The sequence below is a fragment of the Cellulomonas humilata genome (assembly GCF_030814415.1).
GTDB lineage: Bacteria > Actinomycetota > Actinomycetes > Actinomycetales > Cellulomonadaceae > Cellulomonas > Cellulomonas humilata_A.
The window spans coordinates 1097889-1120626 of the sequence record NZ_JAUSVB010000001.1; the positions used below are offsets into that span (position 1 = coordinate 1097889).

At 72.4% G+C, this 22738-nt stretch carries 24 protein-coding genes; 17 read left to right on the forward strand and 7 right to left on the reverse strand.

Going from position 1 to position 22738, the window contains the following annotated elements; translation table 11 throughout:
* The first annotated feature begins 10 nt into the window (after positions 1 to 10).
* Genes J2X26_RS05130 through J2X26_RS05145 form a run of 4 tightly spaced genes read left to right on the forward strand, consistent with a single transcriptional unit; the run spans position 11 to position 3558 of the window.
* The gene (locus J2X26_RS05130) at positions 11 to 1285 is read left to right on the forward strand and encodes an RNA polymerase sigma factor (protein WP_307490339.1); all 1275 of its coding nucleotides are present in this window, start codon (positions 11 to 13) and stop codon (positions 1283 to 1285) included.
* Positions 1286 to 1342: 57 nt separating this feature from the next.
* Positions 1343 to 2224, forward strand: coding sequence for an aldo/keto reductase (locus J2X26_RS05135; protein ID WP_307490341.1), 882 nt, complete (start codon positions 1343 to 1345; stop codon positions 2222 to 2224).
* Positions 2225 to 2267: 43 nt separating this feature from the next.
* Positions 2268 to 2996 (forward strand): class I SAM-dependent DNA methyltransferase, encoded by a 729-nt coding sequence (locus J2X26_RS05140; RefSeq protein ID WP_307490344.1) that lies wholly within the window; start codon positions 2268 to 2270, stop codon positions 2994 to 2996.
* Positions 2989 to 3558 carry a GNAT family N-acetyltransferase gene (locus J2X26_RS05145; RefSeq protein ID WP_307490346.1) on the forward strand — a complete coding sequence of 190 codons (570 nt, stop codon included), beginning with the start codon at positions 2989 to 2991 and terminating at the stop codon, positions 3556 to 3558. The genes J2X26_RS05140 and J2X26_RS05145 overlap by 8 nt, the downstream gene beginning before the upstream one ends.
* Here the strand turns inward: J2X26_RS05145 and J2X26_RS05150 are convergent.
* The 4 genes from J2X26_RS05150 to J2X26_RS05165 form a co-directional block, all read right to left on the reverse strand.
* Positions 3535 to 4623 (reverse strand): pectinesterase family protein, encoded by a 1089-nt coding sequence (locus J2X26_RS05150; protein ID WP_307490348.1) that lies wholly within the window; start codon positions 4621 to 4623, stop codon positions 3535 to 3537. The two genes, J2X26_RS05145 and J2X26_RS05150, sit on opposite strands and share 24 nt — an antisense overlap.
* Before the next feature lie 122 nt (positions 4624 to 4745).
* Complete coding sequence (locus J2X26_RS05155; RefSeq protein WP_307490350.1) at positions 4746 to 6284, reverse strand: M20/M25/M40 family metallo-hydrolase; 1539 nt, start codon at positions 6282 to 6284, stop codon at positions 4746 to 4748.
* A gap of 170 nt (positions 6285 to 6454) precedes the next feature.
* Positions 6455 to 6949 (reverse strand): FBP domain-containing protein, encoded by a 495-nt coding sequence (locus tag J2X26_RS05160; protein ID WP_307490352.1) that lies wholly within the window; start codon positions 6947 to 6949, stop codon positions 6455 to 6457.
* A 245-nt stretch (positions 6950 to 7194) separates the two neighbouring features.
* Entirely contained in the window at positions 7195 to 7761 is a 567-nt protein-coding gene (locus J2X26_RS05165) for a TetR/AcrR family transcriptional regulator (RefSeq protein WP_307490354.1), read from the reverse strand.
* A gap of 74 nt (positions 7762 to 7835) precedes the next feature.
* On the opposite strand from J2X26_RS05165, the gene J2X26_RS05170 reads away from it, so the two are divergent.
* Positions 7836 to 9635: an ABC transporter ATP-binding protein gene (locus J2X26_RS05170; RefSeq protein WP_307490356.1), complete on the forward strand. Its 1800-nt coding sequence runs from the start codon at positions 7836 to 7838 to the stop codon at positions 9633 to 9635.
* A 50-nt stretch (positions 9636 to 9685) separates the two neighbouring features.
* Positions 9686 to 10501, forward strand: a complete 816-nt coding sequence (locus tag J2X26_RS05175) for a tryptophan-rich sensory protein (protein ID WP_307490357.1) — start codon at positions 9686 to 9688, stop codon at positions 10499 to 10501.
* 107 nt (positions 10502 to 10608) lie between these two features.
* Here the strand turns inward: J2X26_RS05175 and J2X26_RS05180 are convergent, their stop codons facing one another.
* Positions 10609 to 11421 (reverse strand): 2-phosphosulfolactate phosphatase, encoded by an 813-nt coding sequence (locus tag J2X26_RS05180; RefSeq protein WP_307490359.1) that lies wholly within the window; start codon positions 11419 to 11421, stop codon positions 10609 to 10611.
* Positions 11422 to 11576: 155 nt separating this feature from the next.
* Between J2X26_RS05180 and J2X26_RS05185 the strand changes: the two genes are divergently transcribed.
* The 4 genes from J2X26_RS05185 (at position 11577) to J2X26_RS05200 (ending at position 13188) form a co-directional block, all read left to right on the forward strand.
* Complete coding sequence (locus tag J2X26_RS05185) at positions 11577 to 12032, forward strand: SRPBCC domain-containing protein (protein ID WP_307490361.1); 456 nt, start codon at positions 11577 to 11579, stop codon at positions 12030 to 12032.
* The gene (locus J2X26_RS05190) at positions 12029 to 12367 is read left to right on the forward strand and encodes an ArsR/SmtB family transcription factor (RefSeq protein WP_307490363.1); all 339 of its coding nucleotides are present in this window, start codon (positions 12029 to 12031) and stop codon (positions 12365 to 12367) included. Before J2X26_RS05185 ends, J2X26_RS05190 begins: the two co-directional genes overlap by 4 nt.
* A 21-nt stretch (positions 12368 to 12388) precedes the next feature.
* A complete protein-coding gene (locus tag J2X26_RS05195) occupies positions 12389 to 12832 on the forward strand; it encodes an SRPBCC family protein (RefSeq protein ID WP_307490364.1) in 444 nt (147 codons plus the stop codon).
* Positions 12833 to 12894: 62 nt separating this feature from the next.
* Positions 12895 to 13188, forward strand: coding sequence for a DUF1905 domain-containing protein (locus J2X26_RS05200; RefSeq protein ID WP_307490366.1), 294 nt, complete (start codon positions 12895 to 12897; stop codon positions 13186 to 13188).
* Here the strand turns inward: J2X26_RS05200 and J2X26_RS05205 are convergent.
* Positions 13154 to 14287, reverse strand: a complete 1134-nt coding sequence (locus J2X26_RS05205; RefSeq protein ID WP_307490368.1) for an epoxide hydrolase family protein — start codon at positions 14285 to 14287, stop codon at positions 13154 to 13156. The genes J2X26_RS05200 and J2X26_RS05205 overlap by 35 nt on opposite strands.
* 35 nt (positions 14288 to 14322) lie before the next feature.
* Entirely contained in the window at positions 14323 to 15330 is a 1008-nt protein-coding gene (locus J2X26_RS05210; RefSeq protein WP_307490370.1) for a LacI family DNA-binding transcriptional regulator, read from the reverse strand.
* A 91-nt stretch (positions 15331 to 15421) separates the two neighbouring features.
* Between J2X26_RS05210 and J2X26_RS05215 the strand changes: the two genes are divergently transcribed.
* The 7 genes from J2X26_RS05215 to J2X26_RS05245 all read left to right on the forward strand — a co-directional run bounded on the left by J2X26_RS05215 (position 15422) and on the right by J2X26_RS05245 (position 22736).
* Complete coding sequence (locus tag J2X26_RS05215) at positions 15422 to 17335, forward strand: M3 family metallopeptidase (protein ID WP_307490371.1); 1914 nt, start codon at positions 15422 to 15424, stop codon at positions 17333 to 17335.
* Positions 17336 to 17603: 268 nt separating this feature from the next.
* Positions 17604 to 18104 carry a flavin reductase family protein gene (locus tag J2X26_RS05220; protein ID WP_307490372.1) on the forward strand — a complete coding sequence of 167 codons (501 nt, stop codon included), beginning with the start codon at positions 17604 to 17606 and terminating at the stop codon, positions 18102 to 18104.
* On the forward strand, positions 18101 to 19150 hold the full coding sequence (locus J2X26_RS05225; RefSeq protein ID WP_307490374.1) for an ABC transporter substrate-binding protein: 1050 nt from the start codon (positions 18101 to 18103) through the stop codon (positions 19148 to 19150). The genes J2X26_RS05220 and J2X26_RS05225 overlap by 4 nt, the downstream gene beginning before the upstream one ends.
* A complete protein-coding gene (locus J2X26_RS05230) occupies positions 19147 to 19944 on the forward strand; it encodes an ABC transporter ATP-binding protein (RefSeq protein WP_307490375.1) in 798 nt (265 codons plus the stop codon). The genes J2X26_RS05225 and J2X26_RS05230 overlap by 4 nt, the downstream gene beginning before the upstream one ends.
* Positions 19937 to 20803: an ABC transporter permease gene (locus J2X26_RS05235; RefSeq protein WP_307490377.1), complete on the forward strand. Its 867-nt coding sequence runs from the start codon at positions 19937 to 19939 to the stop codon at positions 20801 to 20803. The genes J2X26_RS05230 and J2X26_RS05235 overlap by 8 nt, the downstream gene beginning before the upstream one ends.
* Before the next feature lie 14 nt (positions 20804 to 20817).
* Positions 20818 to 22170, forward strand: coding sequence for an LLM class flavin-dependent oxidoreductase (locus J2X26_RS05240; RefSeq protein ID WP_307490378.1), 1353 nt, complete (start codon positions 20818 to 20820; stop codon positions 22168 to 22170).
* 77 nt (positions 22171 to 22247) lie between these two features.
* A complete protein-coding gene (locus J2X26_RS05245) occupies positions 22248 to 22736 on the forward strand; it encodes a hypothetical protein (protein ID WP_307490381.1) in 489 nt (162 codons plus the stop codon).
* Positions 22737 to 22738 lie beyond the last annotated feature (2 nt).

Sequence of the window (22738 nt, forward strand, 5' to 3'; positions counted from 1 at the left end):
GAGTGCGTGCGTGGCGCGAGCGGACGGGCCAGCTCTGACCCGCTCCGGCAGCGGGCGCGAGGCGGTCGAGGCGGTGTGGCGGATCGAGTCCGCGCGCATCGTCTCGACCCTCGCCCGCTCCACCGGCGACTTCTCGCTGGCGGAGGACCTCGCGCAGGAGGCGCTGGCGGCGGCGCTGGTGGCGTGGCCACGCGACGGGATCCCGGCCAGCCCGGCGGCGTGGCTGCTCACGGTGGGTCGTCGGCGCGCGGTCGACACGTACCGGCGCCGTGTCGCGCTCGACGAGCGGAACGCCACGCTCGCCCGTGACCTCAGCGAGAGTGTGGGCGACGACCTGCTGTGGGACCCGGACCGCATCGACGACGACGTCCTGGCGCTGATGTTCGTCGCGTGCCACCCGGTGCTGTCGCGCGAGGCGCAGGTCACGATGACGCTCCGGGTGGTCGGCGGTCTGACCAGCGACGAGATCGCCCGCGCGCTCCTGGTGCCGACCGCCACGGTCCAGGCCCGGGTCACCCGCGCGAAGAAGACGCTCGGCGCGGCGCAGGTCCCGTTCGAGGTGCCGCCGCCCGACGAACGCCGCGAACGGCTGGCGTCGGTGCTGAACGTCCTCTACCTGGTGTTCACGGAGGGCTCGTCGGCGACGTCGGGCAGCGACTGGATCCGGCAGGACCTCGCCCACGAGGCGGTCCGCCAGGCCCGGGTGCTCGCGCAGCTGGTCCCCGACGAGCCCGAGGTCCACGGCCTGCTCGCGCTCCTGGAGCTGACCGCCGCCCGGTTCCCGGCGCGGGTGCGCGACGACGGGGAGCCCGTGCTCCTCGAGGAGCAGGACCGTCGACGGTGGGACCGCTCGGCGATCCGGCGCGGACGCGCGGCCCTGGCCACCGCCGGCCGGGTGGGCCGCGGGCTGGGTGCGTACGGCGTCCAGGCCGCGATCGCGGAGTGTCACGCGGTCGCACCGTCCGTGCGGGAGACCGACTGGGACCGGATCGTCGTGCTCTACGAGGCGCTCGGGCGGCTGGCGCCGTCGCCCGTCGTCGAGCTCAACCGAGCGGTCGCACTGTCCATGGCGCAGGGTCCCGCGGCGGCGCTCCCGGTGGTCGACGAGCTGGTCGCGGCGGGCAGCCTGCGCGAGTCCCACCTGCTGCCGAGCGTCCGCGGCGAGCTGCTGCGCCGGCTGGGTCGTGACGACGACGCCCGGCGCGAGCTCGAGCGCGCCATCGACCTGTGCGGGAACGAGCGCGAGCGCGAGGTGCTGGCGCGCAAGCTCGCGGCGCTCGGCTGACTGGGGGGTCCCGACAGGCCCCCCCTCGGTCGGCGAACCGCCCGTAGCGTCGACGGCATGGCGATCACCCTGACCCTCAACAACGGCACCGAGATGCCCGCACTCGGCTTCGGTGTCTTCCAGACCCCGCCTGACGAGACGGCCGACGCCGTCGCCACCGCGCTGGCCGCCGGGTACCGGCACATCGACACCGCCGCGGCCTACCTCAACGAGCGCGGCGTCGGCGACGGCCTGCGCCGGTCCGGTGTCGCGAGGTCGGAGGTCTTCCTCGAGACGAAGGTCTGGATCTCCGACTACGGCTACGACGCCACCCTGCACGCCTTCGACAAGAGCGTCGGGAAGCTCGGCGTGGACCAGCTCGACCTGCTGATCCTGCACCAGCCCCTGCCCAGCCGGTTCGACCTGACCGTCGAGGCGTACCGCGCGCTGGAGACGCTCCTGGCCGACGGGCGCGTCCGCGCGATCGGCGTCAGCAACTTCATGCCCGAGCACCTGGGGCAGCTCCTCGAGACCGCCTCCGTCGTGCCCGCCGTGAACCAGGTGGAGGTGCACCCGTACTTCTCGCAGCCCGACGTGCTGGCCACGAACGCCGAGCACGGGATCCTCACGCAGGCGTGGTCCCCGATCGGCGGCATCACGTTCTACCGGGAGGGGTACGGCGGCAGCACGCTGGACGACCCGACGATCACGGGCATCGCCGACGCGCACGGCCGGTCACCCGCCCAGGTGATGCTCCGCTGGCACCTGCAGCAGGGGCGCTCGGCCATCCCGAAGTCCACCCACCCGACGCGGATCGCCGAGAACCTCGACGTGTTCGGCTTCGAGCTCAGCGAGCTCGAGCTCGCCGCGATCACCGCCCTCGACCGGGGCGTGCGCGGCGGACCCGACCCGGCCGCCATCACCCTGGAGACGTTCGGGCGGGAGATCCCCGAGGCGTGAATCCCGTGGACGGCGCCGGCCGTCCGCTGCCATCGTCGACCCGATGGAGCAGCTCTGGGACGCCGAGACCGCACGGCGCTACGACACCCCCGGCACCGGCATGTTCGCGCCCGAGGTCCTCGGACCGACGGTGGACCGGCTCGTCGCGCTCGCGGACGGGGGCCGCGCGCTCGAGCTCGCGATCGGGACCGGTCGGGTCGCGGTGCCGCTCCGCGAGCGCGGGGTGCCGGTCACCGGCATCGAGCTGTCGCCGCACATGGTCGAGCAGCTGCGGACCAAGGTCGACGAGGACACCATCCCGGTCGTGCTGGGAGACATGGCGACGGCTACCGCCCCGGGCGAGTTCAGCCTCGTCTACCTGGTGTTCAACACCATCGCCAACCTGCTCACGCAGGAGGAGCAGGTCGCATGCTTCCGCAACGCCGCCCGCCACCTGGTCCCGGGCGGCCGGTTCGTGATCGAGCTCTGGGTCCCCGAGCTGCGCAAGCTGCCGCCCGGCGTGGGGGCGACCGTCTGGCTGAACGAGCCCGGGTACATCGGCCTCGACACCTACGACGTCCTGCACCAGCGGGTGGTCTCGCACCACTTCCGTTTCGACGACAGCCGGAAGGCCGAGCTCGGCCGCACGCCGCACCGGTACATCTGGCCGTCCGAGCTGGACCTCATGGCGCAGCTGGCCGGCTTCGTGCTGGAGAGCCGCGACGCCGACTGGTCCGGCGAGGAGTTCACCGCCGACTCGCGCTCGCACGTGTCGGTCTACCGGCGTGACTGAGCCCTCCCTCCGGGTCCGGGTTCTCACGGCGGCCGACGAGGCGCAGGCCCGGGCGGCGCACGAGACCCTCGCCGACGACGGCGTCGAGTTCTGCCTCGGGCTGGACGACGTCGGGTCGTGGGCGGCGTGGCTCGAGCAGGGCGAGCGGCTCCGGGCCGGTGAGCACGTCCCGCCGCGGGTTCCCGAGACGTTCGTCGGCGGCTTCGTCGGGTCGACCCTCGTCGGTCGGCTGTCGGTGCGGCACGAGCTGACCGAGCGGCTCGCGCTCGTCGGTGGACACCTCGGGTACGCGGTGCTGCCCGAGCACCGCCGGCGCGGCTACGCGGGAGACCTGATGCGCGAGGGGCTGCGCATCGCGCGCGAGGTCCGGCTCGACCGCGTGCTGGTCACGTGCTCGCCTGACAACATCGGGTCCGTGCGGACCATCGAGCAGGCAGGCGGGGTGCTGCAGGACGTCGTCGCGCACCCGACCGCCGGCCTCAAGCGTCGGTACTGGATCGCGCTGGTCGACGGAGCTCCGGCCGGAACACGCGGTCGATCAGCGCCGACGCGTCTCCGGTGACCAGCCGTCAGTACCCGTCAGGTAGGCCTGGACCGTGAACGGCGCAGCCTCCGCCGGGGTGAGCTGCGGACGGTCGGCGGTCAGGAGGGCGCCGGGTCCGCGGTTGTGGTGCTCGGCGAAGCGGGCGTCCCGCCAGGACCAGCCGCCGGAGAAGTCGCTCCACGCGACCGCCCCGACGTGGTCCCCGATCCACGAGTCCCGCACGAGCACCTGACCGATCGCGTTCGGGTCGTTGCTCGGGTGCCAGGGCCGGCCGAGGAAGACGGTTCCGGCAGGGGCGTCGCTGGTGAAGCGGACCCGCGTGAACAGGAAGCCGTACGGGTTGTCGATCATGGTGCTCGGCGCCGTGACGTACCCGTTGTTCGTCGTCGAGCCCCGGGTCAGCGAGCGGACCTCGCCGCCCTCGAACACCGCGGTCGCCCGGCCGAAGATGAAGTCCACGTCGCCCTCGACGTAGCAGTCGCGGAAGTACGCGCGCGCGACGACCGCGGCCGACGAGCTGTTCACGTAGAGGGTGTCCTGGTTGCCGAGGAACCGGACGCCGTCGAACACGAGCCGGTCGGCGCGCGTGAGGACGGCGACGGCCTGCCGGTTGGTGATCTCCGGGTGTGCGGCCTCGTCGAAGAGGTTGGCGAAGGTCAGGTTCCGGGCGGTGAAGTCGGCGCCGTCGAGCGTGACGCTCGCGCTGCCGGACGTGCCGTAGGGGCCGGAGCCGTCGGGCTTGGGGGTGCCGTTGGCGTTGTCGTAGGCGATGACGACGTCCTGGGCGCGCCGACCGGTGCCGACGAGCGTGAGGAACGGCTTGGTCGCGGGGACCTTGACCAGCTCCCGGTACTCGCCGGGTCGCACGGCGATGACCCAGGGCTCGACCGCGCCGGCGGGGGCGGCGTCGATGGCCGCCTGCACGCTGGCGAAGTCCGCTCGGCCGTCCGTGGAGACGGTGGCATCGGGTCGGTCGTGCCGTGGCCCCGCGTGTGCGACGCCCGCGCCGGCGATGCCGCTGAGCGCGACGCCGAGCACGGTGAAGGTGACGAGGAACAGGCCAGTACGTCGTCGTACGTGCATCTCAACCCCTGCGAGAAAGCGCTTGCCCGGCGGCGTGACGACGCTAGGGCAGGAGCTCGAGGGGCGTCAAGAGGTGACCGCGGGGTGGCGCGCACGGAGCCCGCGCGCGCCACCCCCGGTCGTCAGGAGGCGCGCTCCAGCATGACGCGGTCCTCAGGGGCGAGGTGCTTGCCGGGCCCGTGCCCGTGGCCCGGGTGCGGCTTCCCCTTGCCGGGGCCGGACACGCCGTTGATGGCGGACGTGTCCCACGCGAGGCTGTACGTGGACGCTGCGATCGCCTTGGTCATGATGCCCAGGGCGGTCGCGTTCACGTTCGACAGGTCGTCACCGACGGAGTGGTAGTTCGGGTCGTGCGTGATCCCCGCGGTGCCGCCGAAGAGGGCGACCTCCTCGTCCGTCTTGACGTCGTCGGCTCCGGTGAACAGACCGGACGCCGGGACGCCGTTGAGGATGAACGCCTGGTAGTCGGAGCGTCCGGAGAACTCGGTGTCGACCCACGGCTGACCGATCGAGTCGAACCAGCTGGTCAGCACCGCCTCGGTGGCCACCGAACCTTCGGGGACGTCGACCGGTGCCGGGTAGGTGGACTCGTCCGCGTCGTAGACGCCGATGATGTAGTTGGGCGAGCCGACCATGTCGTAGTTCAGGTACGTCGCGATGCGGTCGAGCTCACCCTCCTGCGTGGCCAGCTCCTCGACGTAGGCCGTCGAGCCGATGAGGCCGAGCTCCTCGGCACCCCACCACGCGAACCGCACCGTGTTGTGGTGCGGGGTGTGCGACTTCGCCAGCTGGACAGCGACCTCGAGGATCGCCGCTGATCCCGTGCCGTTGTCGTTGATCCCGGGGCCCTCCTCGACACCGTCGAGGTGCGCGCCGAGCATGACGACGTTGTCGTCCCGGCCCTGCTTGGTCTCGGCGATCACGTTGAACGACTCGGCCGTCTCGGTGTGGCTCGTCAGGTCGAGCGTCACGTTCACCGTGCCGGCCGCGAGCGCGGTAGCGAGCGCCTGCCCGTCGGCCTGACGGAAGCCGGCCACGGGGATGGTCACGCCTTCCGCGCCGAGCGTGCCGAAGAGCTGCACGTCAGGGACGTTGTTGTAGATGGCGACGCCGACCGCGCCGGCTGCTTCGGCGTTCGCGGCCTTGATCGCGAACGCGCACGCACCACGGCTGATGAGGGCGATCTTTCCGGTGGCGGCGACGGTCGACCAGTCGGTGGCGAGGCAGCCGAGGGGGTCGGTGGGGGCGACCAGGTCGCCCGTCACCCCGCCGACGGGAGAGTTCGGGGAGAACTCCATCTGGTCCACCTCGTACGCGGCGGAGCCCGGGGAGTTCTCCGTCAGGGTGGCCGTGTCGATGATCTCGCGGTCGAACGTGAACGGGTCTCGTTCCGTGGTGTACCCGGCCTTGCGGAGCGTGCGCTCGACGTAGCGCGCACTCTCCTCGTAGCCGGACGTCAGGGCGGCGCGGTTGCCGCCGTTCTTGTCAGCGATGCGCTGCAGGGCTGCCAGGTGACCCTGGACCGCCCGTGTGGTGACCTTCTGGGCGAACTTCTCCGGGGATCTCCCGCGATCGTGCGCCGCCGCCGGGGACGTGAGCGCCCCCGCTGCGACGATGGCGATCGATGAGGCTAGTGCGACCAGAGTTCGACGTGCCGCCATGCGGTGTCCTCCTCACACGTCGGCGCGGCCTGTAGGCCGCGCCGGGCCAACCCCCTGTCGGCCGCCCACTAGATCAGCACAGAACGGTCACAGGTGGGAGATGGTTCGCGCTGGCAACCGAGCCGGTCCGGTGGTGCGGCGGAGCATCGCCGCACCACCGGACGGAGCGCTCAGAGCTCCCGCAGCACCTCGCGTGCGAACCGCACCGACCGCTCGCGCAGTCCCTCGATCCGGCGCAGGACGAGCCCGGCCGGATCCTGCCCGGCCTCGATGATCGTGGGCTTGCGACGCACGTTGTGCGAGCACTCGAAGGTGGTGCAGATGAGCGTGCCGATGGTGTCGCCGTTGCGCCCGGGTCCGCCGGCGCGGCGGGCGACGTACATCGAGACGTCGTCGGTGGCGTAGACGTCCTCGCACCAGGCGCAGACGGCACGTCGGCGGGATGCGGCCCCCTCCGGCGAGCGCAGCGTGATGCCGACGAGGGTGTCGTCGACGGTCAGGACGACGTACGCGCGCTGGGGTGCCTTGCGGTCGATCCAGCCCAGGTAGTCGAGCCGCTCCCAGCGAAGGTCGGACAGGTCGGTGGGGAGGGTGAGCTGCGAGGCCTCGCGACGTGAGCAGTTCACGAAGGATGCGCGGATCAGCTTCTCGGTCAGGGGGTTCACTGGCGTGGGCTTTCGGGGCGGCGGGAGCCGGCACGGGTTCGTGACGGCGCGAGCGCCCGCCGAGGTACGCCCGACCACCGGCGGATCATGCGTCCGTCGGTGGTGTCGCCGGGGATGGCGTCAGGCGTGCTGAGCGGGCGTCCGGGCTCCGGCTGAGCAGGCCAGGACGGCCGCCTCGCTTCCCTGCTGCATCGTCATGGGCTCGATGGTGCGCCAGGGCCCGGCGCATCGTCCAGTCGGATATCTCAGGCGGCCGGCGCGGCGAGCGCCTTGCGGACCGTGAGCAGGAGCTGGCCGACCACGTCGTGCGGCGGTGACGTGCCCTCGCGGAGCTCGCTCCAGCCGAGGTAGAGCGAGGACCACAGCACGCCCTGCAGCCAGCCGGGGGAGAGTCGGGTGTCGAGCGTGCCGTCGGCGAGGCCCCGCGCGCACGCGTCGTCGAGCGACTGCGAGAATCCGTGCTCGAGACCACAGGTGTCGATCGAGACGACCTCGGTGAACATGAGCGTCAGCAGGTCGCCCAGCTGGAGGAGCGTCTGGCAGGCGCGCAGGATCGCGTCGAGCCCGGTGCCCTCGTCCAGGCGTGCGCGTACGGCGGCGTCCCCGAGCCGGCGCCCCGCCTCCTGCATCACGGCCGTGAGGAGCTCGGCGCGGTCGGGGTAGTAGCGGTGGAGCGTGGTCCGGCCGACGTCCGCGGCGTCGGCGATCTGGCCGAGGCTCGCGCTCGGGTCGGCGGCGAGGACCCGGATGGCGGCGTCGAGGATCGCCTTGCGGGTCCGGCCTCGCGTACCGGTCTCGCTGTCGACTGTCATCCACCGAAAGTAGCACCGTGTTCCACCGAGGGGCGCGGTTGACCTATCTGGAACACAAGTGTTCCACTGGGTGGATGACGGCGACGGCGACGGACACCCCGACGGACACCGACCAACCCCCGCGCGGTGAACGCCTGCGCATCCTCATCGGCTTCGCACGGCCGCACCGCAACACGCTCCTGCTCGGCCTTGCCCTGAGCCTCGTCGCGACCGCGATGGGCCTGGCGACCCCGATGGTGACCAAGTGGGTGCTCGACTCCCTGTCGGAGGGCCTGAGCCTGGCGCAGCCGATCGCGCTGCTGCTCGGCCTGCTCGTCGTCGGGTCCGCGGTCGGGCTCGCCCAGTGGATCCTCATGGGCACCGTGGCCGAGCGCATCGTGCTGGACGCGCGCGAGTCGCTGGTGCGGAAGTTCCTGCGCGCGACCGTGCCCGCGGTGACGCGCCGTCCCGTCGGCGAGCTGGTCACGCGCACCACGTCGGACACACTGCTCCTGCGCGAGGCCGCGTCGTCGAGCCTGGTCAGCCTGGTCAACGGCGTCGTCGCCCTCGTCGGGACCCTGATCCTCATGGCCGTCCTCGACGTGGTGCTGCTGGCGACGACCATCGGCGCGATCATCGTCGTCGGCGTGCTCATGGCCCTGCTGCTGCCCGGCATCGCGAAGTCGCAGGAGGCTGCTCAGGAGTCCGTCGGGAAGCTCGGCGGCACGCTCGAGGGGACGCTGCGCGCGGTCCGCACCGTGAAGTCGAGCCGGGCCGAGGAGCGGCAGGGCGAGCGGATCCTCGCCGACGCGCGCGATGCGAAGGACCACTCCGTGCGGGCGGTGCGGACGACCGCCGTCGCGTGGACCATCTCCTGGGGCGGCATCCAGCTCGCGATCGTCGTGATCCTCGGGCTGGGTGCGTGGCGCGTGTCGCAGGACCTGCTCGCGGTCTCCAGCCTGGTGGCGTTCCTGCTCTACGCGTTCAACATCGTCGGCCCGATCACCGAGCTGACGCAGGCGTTCACGCAGCTCCAGTCCGGCATCGCGGCTGCCGCGCGCATCCGTGAGGTCACGGAGATGGAGAGCGAGCAGCCGGTGACCTCCGGACGGCCCGCCGAGATCGTCCCGGACGACGCGACCCCCGTCGTCGAGCTGCGGAACGTGACCGCCGCGTACGGCCCTGACGCTGAGCCGGCCGTGCGGGACGTCTCGTTCGCCGTGCCACGACGGGGTCACACCGCGCTCGTCGGCCCGTCGGGCGCCGGCAAGACCACGATCTTCTCGCTGCTGCTGCGCTTCCTCGAGCCGCAGTCCGGGCAGCTGCTCCTGGACGGGGTCCCCTTCGCGGAGATCGGGCACGACCGCCTCCGCGAGCGCTTCGCGTACGTCGAGCAGGAGACGCCGATCGTGCCCGGCTCGATCCGCGACAACCTGCTGTTCAGCGCGCCCGACGCGACCGACGTGGAGCTCGACCGCGTGCTGTCGGCGGTCCGGCTGGACGGGGCCTTCGACGCCCTCCCCGACGGGCTCGACACGTCGCTGACCTCGACGTCCGTCTCCGGCGGCCAGCGCCAGCGCATCGCACTGGCCCGCGCGATCCTCAAGGCGCCCGAGGTGCTGCTGCTCGACGAGGCGACCGCGCAGGTGGACGGCCTCACGGAGTCCGCGATCCACGACTGCATCCGGGACCTGGCCGTGCGGGGGGCCGTCGTGACGGTCGCGCACCGGCTGTCCACGGTGCTCGACGCCGACACGATCCTGGTCATGGAGGACGGGCGGGTGCGGGCACGCGGGACGCACGAGGAGCTGCTCGGGTCGGACGAGCTGTACCGGGACCTGGTCGAGGCGCTGCGCATCGGCGTGGAGCTGCCGGGGCGCGTCACGGTCGGCTGACCCCGCCGTTCAAGATGCTCAGCATGCTGAGTGTTGGCACTCTGGAGGGTATGACGACAACACTCTCCACGAGCACCACGACCCGGGACCGCGTCCGCCAGGTGACCGTCCTCGTCGGCGCGGTCGTCGCGATCGGCGGCGCTGCCGTCGGCTCCGGCGCGTTCGGTGGCCAGCCCATCGCCGACGCGGCCGACGGTGCCCTGTCCGCGACGGCCACCCCGCTCGCCCCCGACACCCCCGCCTTCTCGATCTGGTCCCTGATCTACCTCGGCCTGGGCGTCTTCGCGGTCGTCCAGGCCCTGCCGCGCCAGGGCGCCGACCCCCGGCTCCGGGCGGTGTCGTGGTGGGTGCTGGCGTCGATGCTGCTCAACGCGCTGTGGATCGGGGTCGTGCAGGCGGGGTCGGTCGGCGTGAGCGTGGTCGTGATCCTCGCGCTGCTCGCCGTGCTCGCCGTGGTCTTCGTCCGGCTCGTCCGCCTGGCGCACACCGGAACCGCGACGTCGCTGGTCACCGACGTGACGATGGGGCTGTACCTGGGCTGGGTCAGCGTGGCGACGCTCGCCAACATCGCCGCGTTCCTCACGGTCGCCGACGTCGGCGAGCTCGGCCTGGGCGCGACGGCGTGGTCGGTGATCGTGCTCGCGGCGGGTGCCGCCCTGTCGGTCGCCTACGCGGTGTTCGGCCGGGGCCGTCCGTCGGTGATCGTGCCGGTCGGCCTGGCGATGGCGTGGGGCCTCGCGTGGATCGGCCTCGGCCGCACGAACGGCCCGCTGGTGGACGAGACGGTGGCGACGGCCGCGTTCGTGGCGGCCGCGATCGCGGTGCTCGCCCCGCTGATCACCAGCGTGGCGGCCCGCCGTCGCTGACGAGCACGCCATGACTGCCGCGGCCGAGCCCGTGCGCGGCACTCATGGCGTGCTCATCGCCGACGAATCGGCGACGAGCCCGACGCGGCAGCCACGGCCGGTTCGCGTCAGGCGGCGGTGAACGCCGGGCCGGCGCCGTCGTCGACCAGCCGTGCGACCGTGTCCGTGGCGTCGAGGTCGACGGCGATCGTCACGTCGTCCGCCCAGCCGGCCGTCGTGAGCTCGCGACCGCTCGTCGAGTCCCGGGCGGACGCTGTCGGATCAGGCGTCGCTCGCCAGAGGCGGACGGCCGCGCGGGCCTCGCTCGACAGATCGTCGTCGCGGCGGGCCGCTGCCACCGCGCCCGCGCGAGACTCGCTCGACAGGTCGTCGCGGAGGGCCGCGGCGATCGCGCCCGCGCCGAGCAGGTCCTCGAGGCACGGGCCCAGGCTTCCGTCGGGCCACCGCTCGCCGGCGGGAACGACGACGACGTCGTTCAGGGGGTCGGCGGCGAGGTGCTCGGTCGCGATGCGTGCGACGGCCGACGCGTTGCGGAGGCAGCCGGCGACGACCGTGGCGCCGGTGCTCGCCAGACCGTGCGCGATGGTCGCGCCGTTCGGCGACGGCAGGACGAGCCGACCTCCGCGCAGGTGCAGGAGCGACGCCGGCGAGAGGCTGAGCCGCCCGTCGCCACGCGGCTGCGCCAGCACGGCGCCGAGGTCTGCGGCCAGCGCTTCGGCGCCTGCGGGATCGCGGTGCGGGTAGGGGTGGACGACGACGCCCTGCTCGCAGGCGACCGTCACCGCGGTGGAGAACGACAGGACGTCGACCACCACGACGAGGCTCGCCGACCCGTGCGGTCCGAGCAGCTGCAACGCTCCGGAAAGCCCCCACTCGAGCCGGACCCGGGCCGGCCGCTGGTCGGGGAACGGCGTGATCACCGGCCGAGTCTGCCACCGGCCCGACCGACTGCGGCGTCCCGGCGTGGTCCGTGCCGGATGTCGGGTTCGCGGAGCAGATGCAACCGATGGTTGCGTCGGACTCACGACCGGGCTATCGTGATGTGCAACCAATCGTTGCAGAAAGCGGGAAGCTCATGGAGTTCGGAAGCATCGAGCGCGAGATCCACGTCGACGCGTCGCCGGAGATCGTCTTCGAGGTGGTCAGCAGCCCCGAGCACATCCGGGAGTGGTGGGGCGGCGCGGAGACGGACCTGTCACCGACGCCGGGCGTCGTGTCCTCCGTGGGCTGGGGGCTCGGGACTGCCGACGAGCACGTCGAGCCGCTCACCGTCGTCGAGGCCGACCCGCCGCGCCTGTTCTCGTTCCGCTGGGTGTTCGACGAGGGAACCGACGCACCGTCCCTGCTCGTCACGTTCCAGCTCGTCCCGTCCGGTGACGGGACCATGCTCCGGATGACGGAGACCGGGTTCCGGGAGAAGGGCTGGGAGATCGCGACCCTCGAGGCGGCCTACGCCGACCACGTCGAGGGCTGGGACCGGTTCGTCCCGGCCATCGCGGAGTACAGCGCCGGGCTGGTGTCGACGCCATGAGCGTCGCGGTCGACGACGACCTCTGGTCCGCGATCGGGGACCCGACGCGGCGCCGGATGGTCGACCTCCTGCTCGCCGACGGGGCCGGCACCGCGACGACGCTCAGCGACAGCCTGCCGGTGACTCGTCAGGCGGTGGCCAAGCACCTGGTGGTGCTGGACCGCGTCGGCCTGGTGCACGTCACGCCGGCCGGGCGCGAGCGGCGGTACCGCGTCGACGAGGTCCAGCTCGCCCGCGCGGTGGCTCAGCTGGCCGACGTCGGGTCGGCGTGGGACGCCCGCCTGCAGCGGATCAAGCGGATCGCGGAAGCGATCGAGCGCAGTCAGAAGAAGTGACGAGAAGAAGAGGAGATCGAGATGGTGGACATCATTCACCGGGTCGGCGTGAAGTCGGCCGCACTGGACGACGTTTACGCCGCGCTGGCGACGGTCGACGGGCTGGCCGGCTGGTGGACGTCCGACACAACGGGCGACGCCGGGGTCGGCGGCCTGTTGGAGTTCCGGTTCGAGCCGGGCGACATCGAGATGGTCGTGCTCGAGCAGGAACCCGGGAAGAGCGTGCTGTGGGAGGTCGTCGACGGGCCGGCCGAGTGGATCGGCACGACCGTCCGGTGGGAGCTCAAGCAGGAGGGCGACTACGTGATCATCCTGTTCGCCCACGAGGGGTGGAAGGAGCGCGTCGAGTTCATGTCGCACTGCAGCACCAAGTGGGCGACGTTCCTGATGAGCCTCAAGCAGCTGGTCGAGACCGGCACCGGGGCGCCCGCGCCGGCCGACGTCCAGATCTCCGACTGGCACTGACCACGACACGGGCACCCCGGAGACGGGGTGCCCGTGTCTCGCCGTGACGGCATCATGGCGCGATGGAGTTCGAGTTCACCGGCGAGATCATCTACTGGCGCGGCCCTTCCCCGTTCCACTACGTCCCCGTCCCCGAGCAGGAGAGCGCCGCGATCAAGGTGGTCTCCTCGGAGCTCACCTACGGGTGGGGCGTCATCCCGGTGCTGGTACAGATCGGCGACACGGAGTGGGAGACGTCGCTCTTCCCGAAGGACGGTCGCTACCTGGTCCCCGTCAAGGACATGGTCCGCAAGGCGGAGCTCCTGGACCTGGGCGACACCGTCACGGTGCGGCTGGTCCTGGCCGGTCCGCGCTGACCGCCCGGTACGGCCGGAAGAAGTCGCGCAGCTCCTGTGCGTACAGCTCGGGCTCCTCGAACGGCGCGAAGTGCCCGCCGCGGTCCAGCTCGGTCACGCGCACGGTGTTCGCGGTGCGGTCGAGCCACGCGCGCGGGGGCCGCACCAGGTCGTGCGGGAAGATCGAGAACCCGGACGGCACCTCGACCCGTCGCGCGTGCTGCTCGAGCGGCACGCGGGAGTTGGCGTGGTACATCCGCATCGACGAGCCGATGGTCCCGGTGAGCCAGTAGATCGTGATGTTGGTGAGGATGTCGTCGGCCGAGAGGTCCACGTCGCTCCACGCGTGCAGCTTCTCGACGATCCACGCCGCCAGCCCGGCCGGTGAGTCGGTGAGCCCGACGGCCGCGGTCAGGGGCTTCGTCCGGTGCATCGCGGCGTACGCTCCCTCGCCCGCACCCCACGCCTGGGCGCCCGCGATGAACTCGCGCTCCTCGGGTGCCAGGTCGGCCGGGTCGCCGGTGTAGATCGGGAGCCCGCCGTCCGTCCGGTGGACCGCCACGACGCGGTCGGGGTGGTCGAGCGCGAGGAACCGGCTGACCCCGCTGCCGATGTCCCCGCCCGCCGCGCCGAACTGCTCGTACCCGAGCGCCGTCATGAGCTGCGCCCAGAGCCCGGCGACGCCGACGACGTCCAGCGGCGGACCGTCCGAGTACCCGAACCCCGGCATGTCCGGGACGACGACGTCGAACGCGTCCGCGGGGTTCTCCGGGTCCGTGAGCAGCGGGATGACCTTGCTGTACCGCCAGAACGAGTCGGGCCAGCCGTGGGTCAGGACGAGCGGCAGGGCTCCGGGGACGGCCGCCCGGGCGTGCACGACGTGGATCCGACGGTCCCCCAGCGGCACGTGGAACCGGGGGTGCCGGGAGAGCGCCGCCTCCTGCGCGGGCCAGTCGAACCCGTCGGCCCAGTACGCGACCAGCTCCCGCAGGTAGTCGAGGTCGGCGCCCAGCGACCAGCCGGCGTCCTCGGGCGACTCCGGCCAGCGCGTCGCCCGCAATCGCGCACGCAGGTCCTCGATGGCCTCGGGCGTGGTCGGCGAGCGGAACGGCTCCGGCATGCGACCCACCCTAGGGACGCCCTCAGACAGACTGCTCAGCCCGGTGCGCGAGCCGTCGACCCACGCACGACCAGTTCCGGGGCGAACAGCTGCTCCACCCGCGACGGCTTCTCGCCGCGCATCTCGGCCAGAAGCGCGTCGACGGCGGCACGGCAGACCGCGTCGACGGGCTGCCGGATGGTGGTCAGCGGCGGGTCGGCGAACGCGACGAGAAGGGAGTCGTCGTAGCCGAGCACGGACACGTCCTCCGGGACGCGCAGCCCGTTCGAGCGCGCGGCCCGGATGGCACCGAGTGCCATGAGGTCGGAGCCGCAGACGATCGCGGTGTGCCCGGAGTCGAGGAGGTCGGTGGCGGCGGCCTGCCCGCCCTCGGCGGTGTAGAGCGACGAGCTCACGTGCACCCCGCCGTCGTCGAGCCCGTGCCGCGCGAGGGCCGCGCCGAACGCGGCGACCTTGCGGCGGGTGGGGACGAACCGGTCGGGGCCGATGGCCAGCCCGATGCGGCGGTGGCCGAGCGCGACGAGGTGGTCGACGGACGCGTCGATCGCGGCCTCGTCGTCGGTGGAGACGAAAGGCGCGTCGATCTCGTCGTTGTAGCCGTTGACCAGCACGATCGGGACGCCGGAGTTGCGCAGCCGCTGGTAGCGGCCGAGGTTGGCCTGCTTGTCGGCGTGCAGGCCGGAGACGAACACGATGCCGTTCACGGCGTGGTCCAGCAGCACCTCGACGTACCGGTCCTCGGACGTCCCGCCGGGGGACTGCGTGCAGAGCAGCGGCGTGAGGCGTTCCTCGGTGAGGCGCTGCTCGATGGCGTCGACGAACGCGGGGAACACCGGGTTGGTCAGCTCGGGCACCACGAGGCCGACCAGGCCCACCGACTTCGTCGTCAAGGACGCGGGCCGCTCGTAGCCGAGCATGTCGAGCGCGGCGAGCACGGACTGGCGGGTGGCACCGGAGACCCCGGGCCGTCCGTTGAGCACGCGCGAGACGGTCGCCGTGCTCACCTGTGCCTGTTGCGCGATGTCGGCCAGCCGGGTCTGCACCCGTCGAGCCTACGAGTCCGCGGTGCTGGAGCCCGGCGCCTCGCCACAAAGGGCTCGCACGAGTCGAGGGGGCTCCCGTTATCGTCGGCTCATGCCGACGTCCTTCCCCACCGATCCCGCCGCCTGGCCGGCCTTCCTCACCACCACCGTGGACGCGTCGCTCGACGACGCCCGCGCGTTGCTGGCCCGGCTGAAGGACGGCACGCCACGCTCGACGACCGAGGTCCTCGGGCTCTGGAACGACGCGGACATCGCGATCGCGACCGGCTCCGCGGCCGCGCACCTGCTGGCGGAGGTGCACCCCGACGCCGACCTGCGGGCCGCCGCCGAGGAGCGGGCGCAGGCCGCCGAGGACCTGGTCACGGAGCGCGGCCTGGACCACGAGCTGTGGCAGGTGCTCGCCGCGACGGACGACGTCGGGCTCGAGCCCGGTGCGCACCGGCTGCGCGAGCACGTGCTGCGCGACTTCCGCCGCGCCGGCGTCGACCGCTCGGAGGAGGACCGCGACCGCCTGCGGGCGCTCGCGCAGCGGTGCACCGAGCTGGGCCTGGAGTTCTCCCGGAACATCCGCGACGGCGTCCGCAGCGTGCAGGTGCGGCCCGACCAGCTGGACGGGCTGCCCGAGGACTTCCGCGCGGAGCACCCGGCGGGCGACGACGGGCTGGTCACGCTGACCACCGAGTACCCGGACCTGCTGCCGGTCCGCACGTACGCGACCGACCCGTCGGTGCGGCTGGCGCTCACCACGGAGCACCAGCGCATCGGGTGGCCGGCCAACGAGCCGATCCTCGCGGAGCTGCTCCGGCTGCGTGCCGAGCGGGCCACGCTCCTGGGCTACCCGGACTGGCCCACGTACGACGCCGAGGTCAAGATGATCGGCTCCGGCCAGGCGATCGCCGACCTGGTCGACCAGCTGGACGCGCTCACCGCGGTGCCGGCGGCCCGGGACGTCGACGTCATGCTCGCGCGGTACCGCCAGGACGTGCCCGACGCGACCGCGGTCACCGCGGCGGACAACCTCTACTACGACCAGGTCATCAAGAACGAGCAGTACGACGTCGACTCCCGCGAGGTCCGCGAGTACTTCCGGTACGAGACCGTGAAGCCCGGCGTGCTGGACGTGGTGTCGCGGTTGTTCGGGATCGAGCTGCGGGCGGTCGACGCGCCGACGTGGCACGACGACGTCGAGGTCTACGACGTCACCGACGACGGCCGCGCGATCGGCCGCGTGTACCTCGACATGCACCCGCGCCCGGGGAAGTTCAACCACGCCGCCCAGTTCCCGCTCGTGCCCGGGATCGCCGGCCGCTCCCTGCCCGAGGGCTCGCTGGTCTGCAACTTCCCGACCGGTCTGATGGAGCACGACGACGTCCTGACGTTCTTCCACGAGCTCGGTCACCTGGTGCACGAGGTGCTGGGCGGCAACCAGCCGTGGGCGATGTTCACCGGCGTGGCCACCGAGTGGGACTTCGTCGAGGCCCCGAGCCAGCTGCTCGAGGAGTGGGGCTGGGACGCCGGGGTGCTCGGGTCCTTCGCGACGAACGCCGCCGGGGAGCCCATCCCGGCCGCGCTGGTCGAGCGGATGCGCCGCGCCGACGCGTTCGGGCGCGGCGCCTGGACCCGTCGCCAGCTGAACTACACGGCCCTGTCCTACGGCCTGCACGCCTCCCCGCCGGCCGACCTGGCCGCCTACACCGCGGACGTCGACGCCCGCTTCGGGCCGTACACCCCCATCGCGGAGACCCACCAGTACGCCGGGTTCGGGCACCTCGACGGGTACGGGTCCGCGTACTACACGTACCTCTGGAGCCTGATCATCGCGAAGGACCTGCGCACGGGGTTCGCCTCCGGGCTCATGGACCCCGTCGTCGGCCGCCGCTACCGCGACGCGATCCTCGCGCCCGGAGGCACCGCCGACGCCGCCGAGCTGGTCGAGCGGTTCCTCGGCCGCCCGTCGTCGTTCGACGCGTTCGCGGCCTGGTTGGCGGAGGGCACACCCGCCTGACGTCCCACTGGGTGGACGAAAGTTGATCAAATCGGTCGGGTATAACTACGGTCGCACCATGACCTCCACGACACACCTCGTCGGCCCCGCCGCGTCGCCTCGCGACGCCGCCCGGGCGACCTCGTGTTGTCGTCGCGTCATGTGCTCCGGCCGCTAGTCGAGCCGCACGCACCCTCGCCCGCGCGCTGAGCGGGCGCCCAGATCCGACCGTTCCTCGCCACGCCCCCGTGCAGGGGCGGGCCGCTTCCGCCTACCCCAGGAGACCTCCGTGTCCTTGCTGACCCCTCCTCCCACCGTCGACCGGGAGACCTACCGACGCGTCTTCCGCGAGTACGCCGGCGACGTCATCGTCGTGACGCTCGACGGGTCCGACGGCCCGCACGGCTTCACGGCCACGTCCCTCACCTCCGTGTCCGCCCAGCCGCCCATCGTCTCCTTCGTCATCAACGAGGCCTCGTCCAGCTGGCCCGCCCTGCGGGAGGCCCCGACGGCGGTGATCAACCTGCTGGACGCGTCGCACACCGACATCGCCCGGACCTTCGCCACCCACGGGGCCGACCGGTTCGGCGCCGCGACCCCGTGGCACCGCCTCGCGACCGGCGAGCCGGTCCTCACGCTCGCCCCCATCGCGCTGCGGGTCGAGATCACCCACCGCATCCCCGCCGGTGAGCAGCACGTCGTCCTGGCCCAGGTCAGCGACGTGCGAGTCGTCGGGTCGCGTGAGCCGCTCCTGTACTGGGCCGGCGACTACCGACGGATCGCGTCATGAGCCGCCGCCTCGCGTCCGTCGCGGCGCTCCTGCTCGTTGCCGCGCTCGCGGCCGGCTGCTCCTCGGCGGCGGCGACCACGGACCCGGACGGGTCGGTGACCCTGCGCTACCAGGGCAACGCCGGCCAGGTGACCCTCCCCGAGCTGGCCGACGACCTCGGCTACTTCGAGGACGTGACGCTGGAGTGGGTCGGCGACACCACGAGCGGGCCGCAGGACATCCAGTCGGCCGCCACGGGGCAGACGGACTTCGGCGGGGCGTTCAACGGCGCGATCGCCAAGCTCGTCGCCGCCGGGTCGCCGATCACGTCCGTGATCGGCTACTACGGCTCCGACGACGTCGCGTTCAACGGCTACTACGTGCTCGAGGACAGCCCGGTCCGGTCCGCCCGGGACCTCGTCGGCAAGAAGGTCGGGATGAACACCCTCGGCGCGCACCACGAGTTCGTGGTCCGCGAGTGGCTCGCGTCGGAGGGCCTCACGTCGGACGAGATCGCGTCCGTACAGCTGGTCGTCGTGCCGCCCGTCTCCACCGAGCAGGCGCTGCGCGAGGGGCAGATCGACGTCGGGACGCTCGGCAGCGTGTTCCGGGACAGCGCGCTCGAGCGCGGCGGCCTGCGGGAGCTGTTCACCGACACGTCGTTGTACGGCGAGTTCACCTACGGCTCCTACGTCTTCCGCGACGACGTCATCGCGAAGAACCCCCAGGCGGTCGCGGACTTCGTGCAGGGGGTTGCCCGGGCGATCCGATGGACCCAGACCAACCCGCGCGAGGTGGTGATCGACCGCTTCGAGACGATCATCGACGGACGCGGGCGCGAGGAGAACACCGACCTCGTGCAGTACTGGAAGAGCGCCGGTGTGGCCGGTCCGGGTGGGGTCATCGACCCGAAGGAGATCTCCATCTGGGTGGACTGGCTGGTCCGGGAGGGCACGCTCGAGGAGGGCCAGATCGATCCGGAGGACCTCTACACCAACGCCGACAACCCGTACGCGAACGGCACCTACGACCCGGCCAGCGGGCCGGACGGCGAGGCGACGTCATGACCGCTGCACTCGTCCTCGACGGCGTGCGCAAGGACTTCGTCGTCCGCGACAACGGCGGCAGCGCCCAGTTCACGGCAGTGCAGGACCTCGATCTCGTGGTGCCCGACGGCCAGTTCCTCGCGGTCGTCGGACCCAGCGGGTGCGGCAAGTCGACGCTGCTGGACCTCGTCGCGGGGCTCACCGCGCCGACCGCCGGGCGCATCCTGCTGCACGGCGCACCCGTCACCGGACCGGCCACCGACCGTGCCGTCGTGTTCCAGCAGTACGCGCTGCTGCCCTGGCGCACGGCCCGCAAGAACGTCGAGCTGGGCCTGGAGTCGGTCGGGGTTCCCCGGCGGCTGCGGGCGCGGCTGGCGGACGAGCACCTGGAGCTGGTCGGCCTGACCGGGTTCGAGGACCGGTACCCGCACGAGCTGTCCGGCGGCATGAAGCAGCGCGTCGCCATCGCCCGCGCGCTCGCGGTCGACCCCCGGGTGCTGCTCATGGACGAGCCGTTCGCCGCGCTCGACGCCCAGACTCGCGAGTCCCTCCAGGACGAGCTCCTGCGGATCTGGCGGGCCACCGGCAAGACGGTCGTGTTCATCACGCACGGCATCGACGAGGCCGTGTACCTCGGTCAGCGCGTCGCGGTCATGTCGCCACGGCCCGGTCGGATCAGCGACCTGATCGACATCGACCTCGACCCGGTGCCGGGCGAGGACGTCCGTTCCGACCCGGCGTTCGGCCGGTTCCGGCACCGAGTGTGGTCCGCCCTCCAGCAGCCCGCCACCGACCGGGAGGTCGCCCATGTCTAGCTCCACGCTCACCCGGCCCGCCGTCCCGCTCGACCCCGCACCGGAGGACTACCGCCGGCGGGCCGGCCTCAGCGTCGACGAGCGCCGCCCCGCCCGGCTCCGTCCGGCGCTGGGGCGGCTGCTCCGGGGCAGCGCCGCCATCCTCGTGTTCGCCGCCCTCTGGGAGACCGCACCGCGGACCGGCCTGGTCGACGCCGTGTTCCTCCCGCCGCTCAGCACGTCGCTCGGCGCCCTGGCGGACCTGGTGGGCAGCGGGCAGCTCACCGAGCACCTGCGGGCCAGCCTCACCCGGGCGCTGGTCGGCCTCAGCATCGCGATCGCCACCGCGATCCCGCTCGGAGCACTGATCGGGCGCTCCGCCTCGGTCGCGCGGTTCCTCAACCCCGTCCTCGAGCTGTTCCGGAACACCGCCGCGCTCGCTCTGCTCCCGGTCTTCGTGCTCATCCTCGGCATCGGGGAGACGTCCAAGATCGCCCTGGTCGTCTACGCGTGCTTCTTCCCGGTGCTGCTCAGCACCATCACGGGCGTGCGCACGGTCGACCCGCTGCTGCTGAAGTCCGCGCGGTCGCTGGGGCTGCGACCCCTGCAGCTGTTCACCAAGGTGACGCTGCCGGCGGCGGTGCCGACCATCTTCACCGGCGTCCGGATGGCCGGCGCCGCATCGATCCTCGTGCTGGTCGCCGCGGAGATGGTCGGCGCCCGCGCGGGCCTGGGCTACCTGGTGACGGCCGCCCAGCAGAACTTCCAGATCCCGGCCATGTACGCCGGGATCATCACCATCGCGCTCGTCGGTCTGACCATCAACGCCGTCCTCCTTCTCGCCGAGCGCCGCCTGTCGCGCTGGCGTCCCACCTCGTGACCCCTGGAGTCCTCATGACCACCCGCACCCTGCACCTCAACGCGTTCCTCATGGGCGTCGGCCACCACGAGGCCGCTTGGCGCCACCCCCGCGTCGACCCGTCCCGCGCGCTCGACGTCGCGCACTACGTCGAGCTGGGCCGGATCGCCGAGCGCGGCCGCCTCGACTCCGTGTTCTTCGCCGACGGCCTGGCGGTGGGCCCGAACGTCCGGCGCAACACCCAGGCGGTGTTCGAGCCCATCACCCTGCTCACCGCCATCGCCGGGGCCACCTCGCACGTGGGCCTCATCGCGACGGCGTCCACCAGCTACAACGAGCCCTACACGCTGGCGCGCGCCTTCGCGTCCCTCGACCGCATCAGCGGCGGCCGTGCGGGCTGGAACATCGTGACCTCGGGGACCGACGCGGAGGCCGCGAACTTCGGTCTGGACAAGGTGCGCGCACACGCCGACCGCTACGGGCGTGCGACCGAGTTCCTCGACGTCGCCCTCGCGCTGTGGGACTCCTGGGAGGCGGACGCGATCCAGCTCGACACGGCGAGCGGCGTCTTCGCCGACGCCACGAAGGTCCACCGTGCGGACCACGTGGGCGAGCACTTCCGCGTCGCGGGGCCGCTGAACGTGCCCGGTTCACCGCAGGGGCGGCCCCTGCTGGTGCAGGCGGGATCGTCGGAGTCGGGCAAGGTCTTCGCCGCGCGGTACGCGGAGGCCGTGTTCACCGCGCAGCGCACGCTGGCGGAGGGGCAGGCGTTCTACTCGGACCTCAAGGGCCGCCTGGCCGCCTACGGCCGACGCCCGGAGGACCTCGCCGTGCTGCCGGGCATCGTCCCCTTCATCGCCCCGACCACTCAGGAGGCCCGCGCGCTCGAGCAGGAGTTCACGGACCTCATCTCACCGGACTACGCGCTGCGGCAGCTGTCGGGGATGCTCGGGCTCGACCTCACCGACCACCCGCTGGACGCACCCCTGCCCCCGATCCCCCCGGTCGACTCCATCGAGGGCAACAAGAGCCGCTACCAGCTGGTCCGGGACCTCGCGGAGGGCGAGAACCTGACCGTCCGCGAGCTGATCGCGCGGCTGGGCGGGGGGCGTGGGCACCGGACCTTCGCGGGCACCCCCGACGAGGTCGCCGACGAGATCCAGACCTGGTTCGAGCAGGGTGCCGCGGACGGCTTCAACGTCATGCCGCCGTACCTGCCCGGAGGGTTGGACGTGTTCGTCGACACGGTCGTCCCGATCCTGCAGGACCGCGGCCTGTTCCGGCGCGAGTACGGGGGGACGACGCTGCGCGAGAACCTCGGCCTGGCGCCGCACGTCAACCGGTACGCCACCGAGCCGACGGAGGCTGCGGTGCGTACGGCCGGCTGACGTCCTCCGTCGTCGGCGGACTGGTCGGACACGTCGTACCGTGCTCTCGTCGCCGTCCAGCAGACCGAGGAGCCACGATGCAGCTCGCCCTACCGTTCGCCGAGGCGATCGCGTTCGCGGAGGTGCAGGAACCGCTGCCGCCGATGGTGCGGGACCTGCGCTGCGAGGGCTCGACGATCCACGCCGACATCGACCTGCGGGCGATCCCCGACCCGTCCACCGGCCTGCGCCTGGCCGCGGCGGCGGTCGGCACGGTCGCCGTCACCGTCCGGTTCGCCGACTACTCCGCCGGCACGGCGACGCTCGTGGTGACCGCGCACGCCCGAGCTCTCCCCGCGCACAAGCTCGTGCCGTTCCTCGTCGGTCCGATCAACGCCGCGCTGCGGGACCGCGGCCTGCCGCCGGGCATCGTCGAGGTCCAGCGGGGCGAGTCGGAGCCGTGGGTCGTGATCGCCGTGCAGCGGGCCATCTCCACCAAGGTGGAGGGCGTGACCCTCACGGGTCTCGAGCTGCGCGACGCCGTGTTCCACGTCGAGGCGACCGTGGGTCCGCTGCGCGTCCACTGAGA

Coding starts and splice junctions, on each gene's coding strand:
- J2X26_RS05225 (WP_307490374.1), top strand. CDS start 18,101: ATGAGCCGCCGCCTCGCGTCCGTCGCGGCGCTCCTGCTCGTTGCCGCG.
- J2X26_RS05190 (WP_307490363.1), top strand. CDS start 12,029: ATGAGCGTCGCGGTCGACGACGACCTCTGGTCCGCGATCGGGGACCCG.
- J2X26_RS05200 (WP_307490366.1), top strand. CDS start 12,895: ATGGAGTTCGAGTTCACCGGCGAGATCATCTACTGGCGCGGCCCTTCC.
- J2X26_RS05165 (WP_307490354.1), bottom strand. CDS start 7,761: ATGACAGTCGACAGCGAGACCGGTACGCGAGGCCGGACCCGCAAGGCG.
- J2X26_RS05140 (WP_307490344.1), top strand. CDS start 2,268: ATGGAGCAGCTCTGGGACGCCGAGACCGCACGGCGCTACGACACCCCC.
- J2X26_RS05185 (WP_307490361.1), top strand. CDS start 11,577: ATGGAGTTCGGAAGCATCGAGCGCGAGATCCACGTCGACGCGTCGCCG.
- J2X26_RS05135 (WP_307490341.1), top strand. CDS start 1,343: ATGGCGATCACCCTGACCCTCAACAACGGCACCGAGATGCCCGCACTC.
- J2X26_RS05230 (WP_307490375.1), top strand. CDS start 19,147: ATGACCGCTGCACTCGTCCTCGACGGCGTGCGCAAGGACTTCGTCGTC.
- J2X26_RS05150 (WP_307490348.1), bottom strand. CDS start 4,623: ATGCACGTACGACGACGTACTGGCCTGTTCCTCGTCACCTTCACCGTG.
- J2X26_RS05155 (WP_307490350.1), bottom strand. CDS start 6,284: ATGGCGGCACGTCGAACTCTGGTCGCACTAGCCTCATCGATCGCCATC.
- J2X26_RS05170 (WP_307490356.1), top strand. CDS start 7,836: ATGACGGCGACGGCGACGGACACCCCGACGGACACCGACCAACCCCCG.
- J2X26_RS05205 (WP_307490368.1), bottom strand. CDS start 14,287: ATGCCGGAGCCGTTCCGCTCGCCGACCACGCCCGAGGCCATCGAGGAC.
- J2X26_RS05175 (WP_307490357.1), top strand. CDS start 9,686: ATGACGACAACACTCTCCACGAGCACCACGACCCGGGACCGCGTCCGC.
- J2X26_RS05215 (WP_307490371.1), top strand. CDS start 15,422: ATGCCGACGTCCTTCCCCACCGATCCCGCCGCCTGGCCGGCCTTCCTC.
- J2X26_RS05235 (WP_307490377.1), top strand. CDS start 19,937: ATGTCTAGCTCCACGCTCACCCGGCCCGCCGTCCCGCTCGACCCCGCA.
- J2X26_RS05245 (WP_307490381.1), top strand. CDS start 22,248: ATGCAGCTCGCCCTACCGTTCGCCGAGGCGATCGCGTTCGCGGAGGTG.
- J2X26_RS05195 (WP_307490364.1), top strand. CDS start 12,389: ATGGTGGACATCATTCACCGGGTCGGCGTGAAGTCGGCCGCACTGGAC.
- J2X26_RS05240 (WP_307490378.1), top strand. CDS start 20,818: ATGACCACCCGCACCCTGCACCTCAACGCGTTCCTCATGGGCGTCGGC.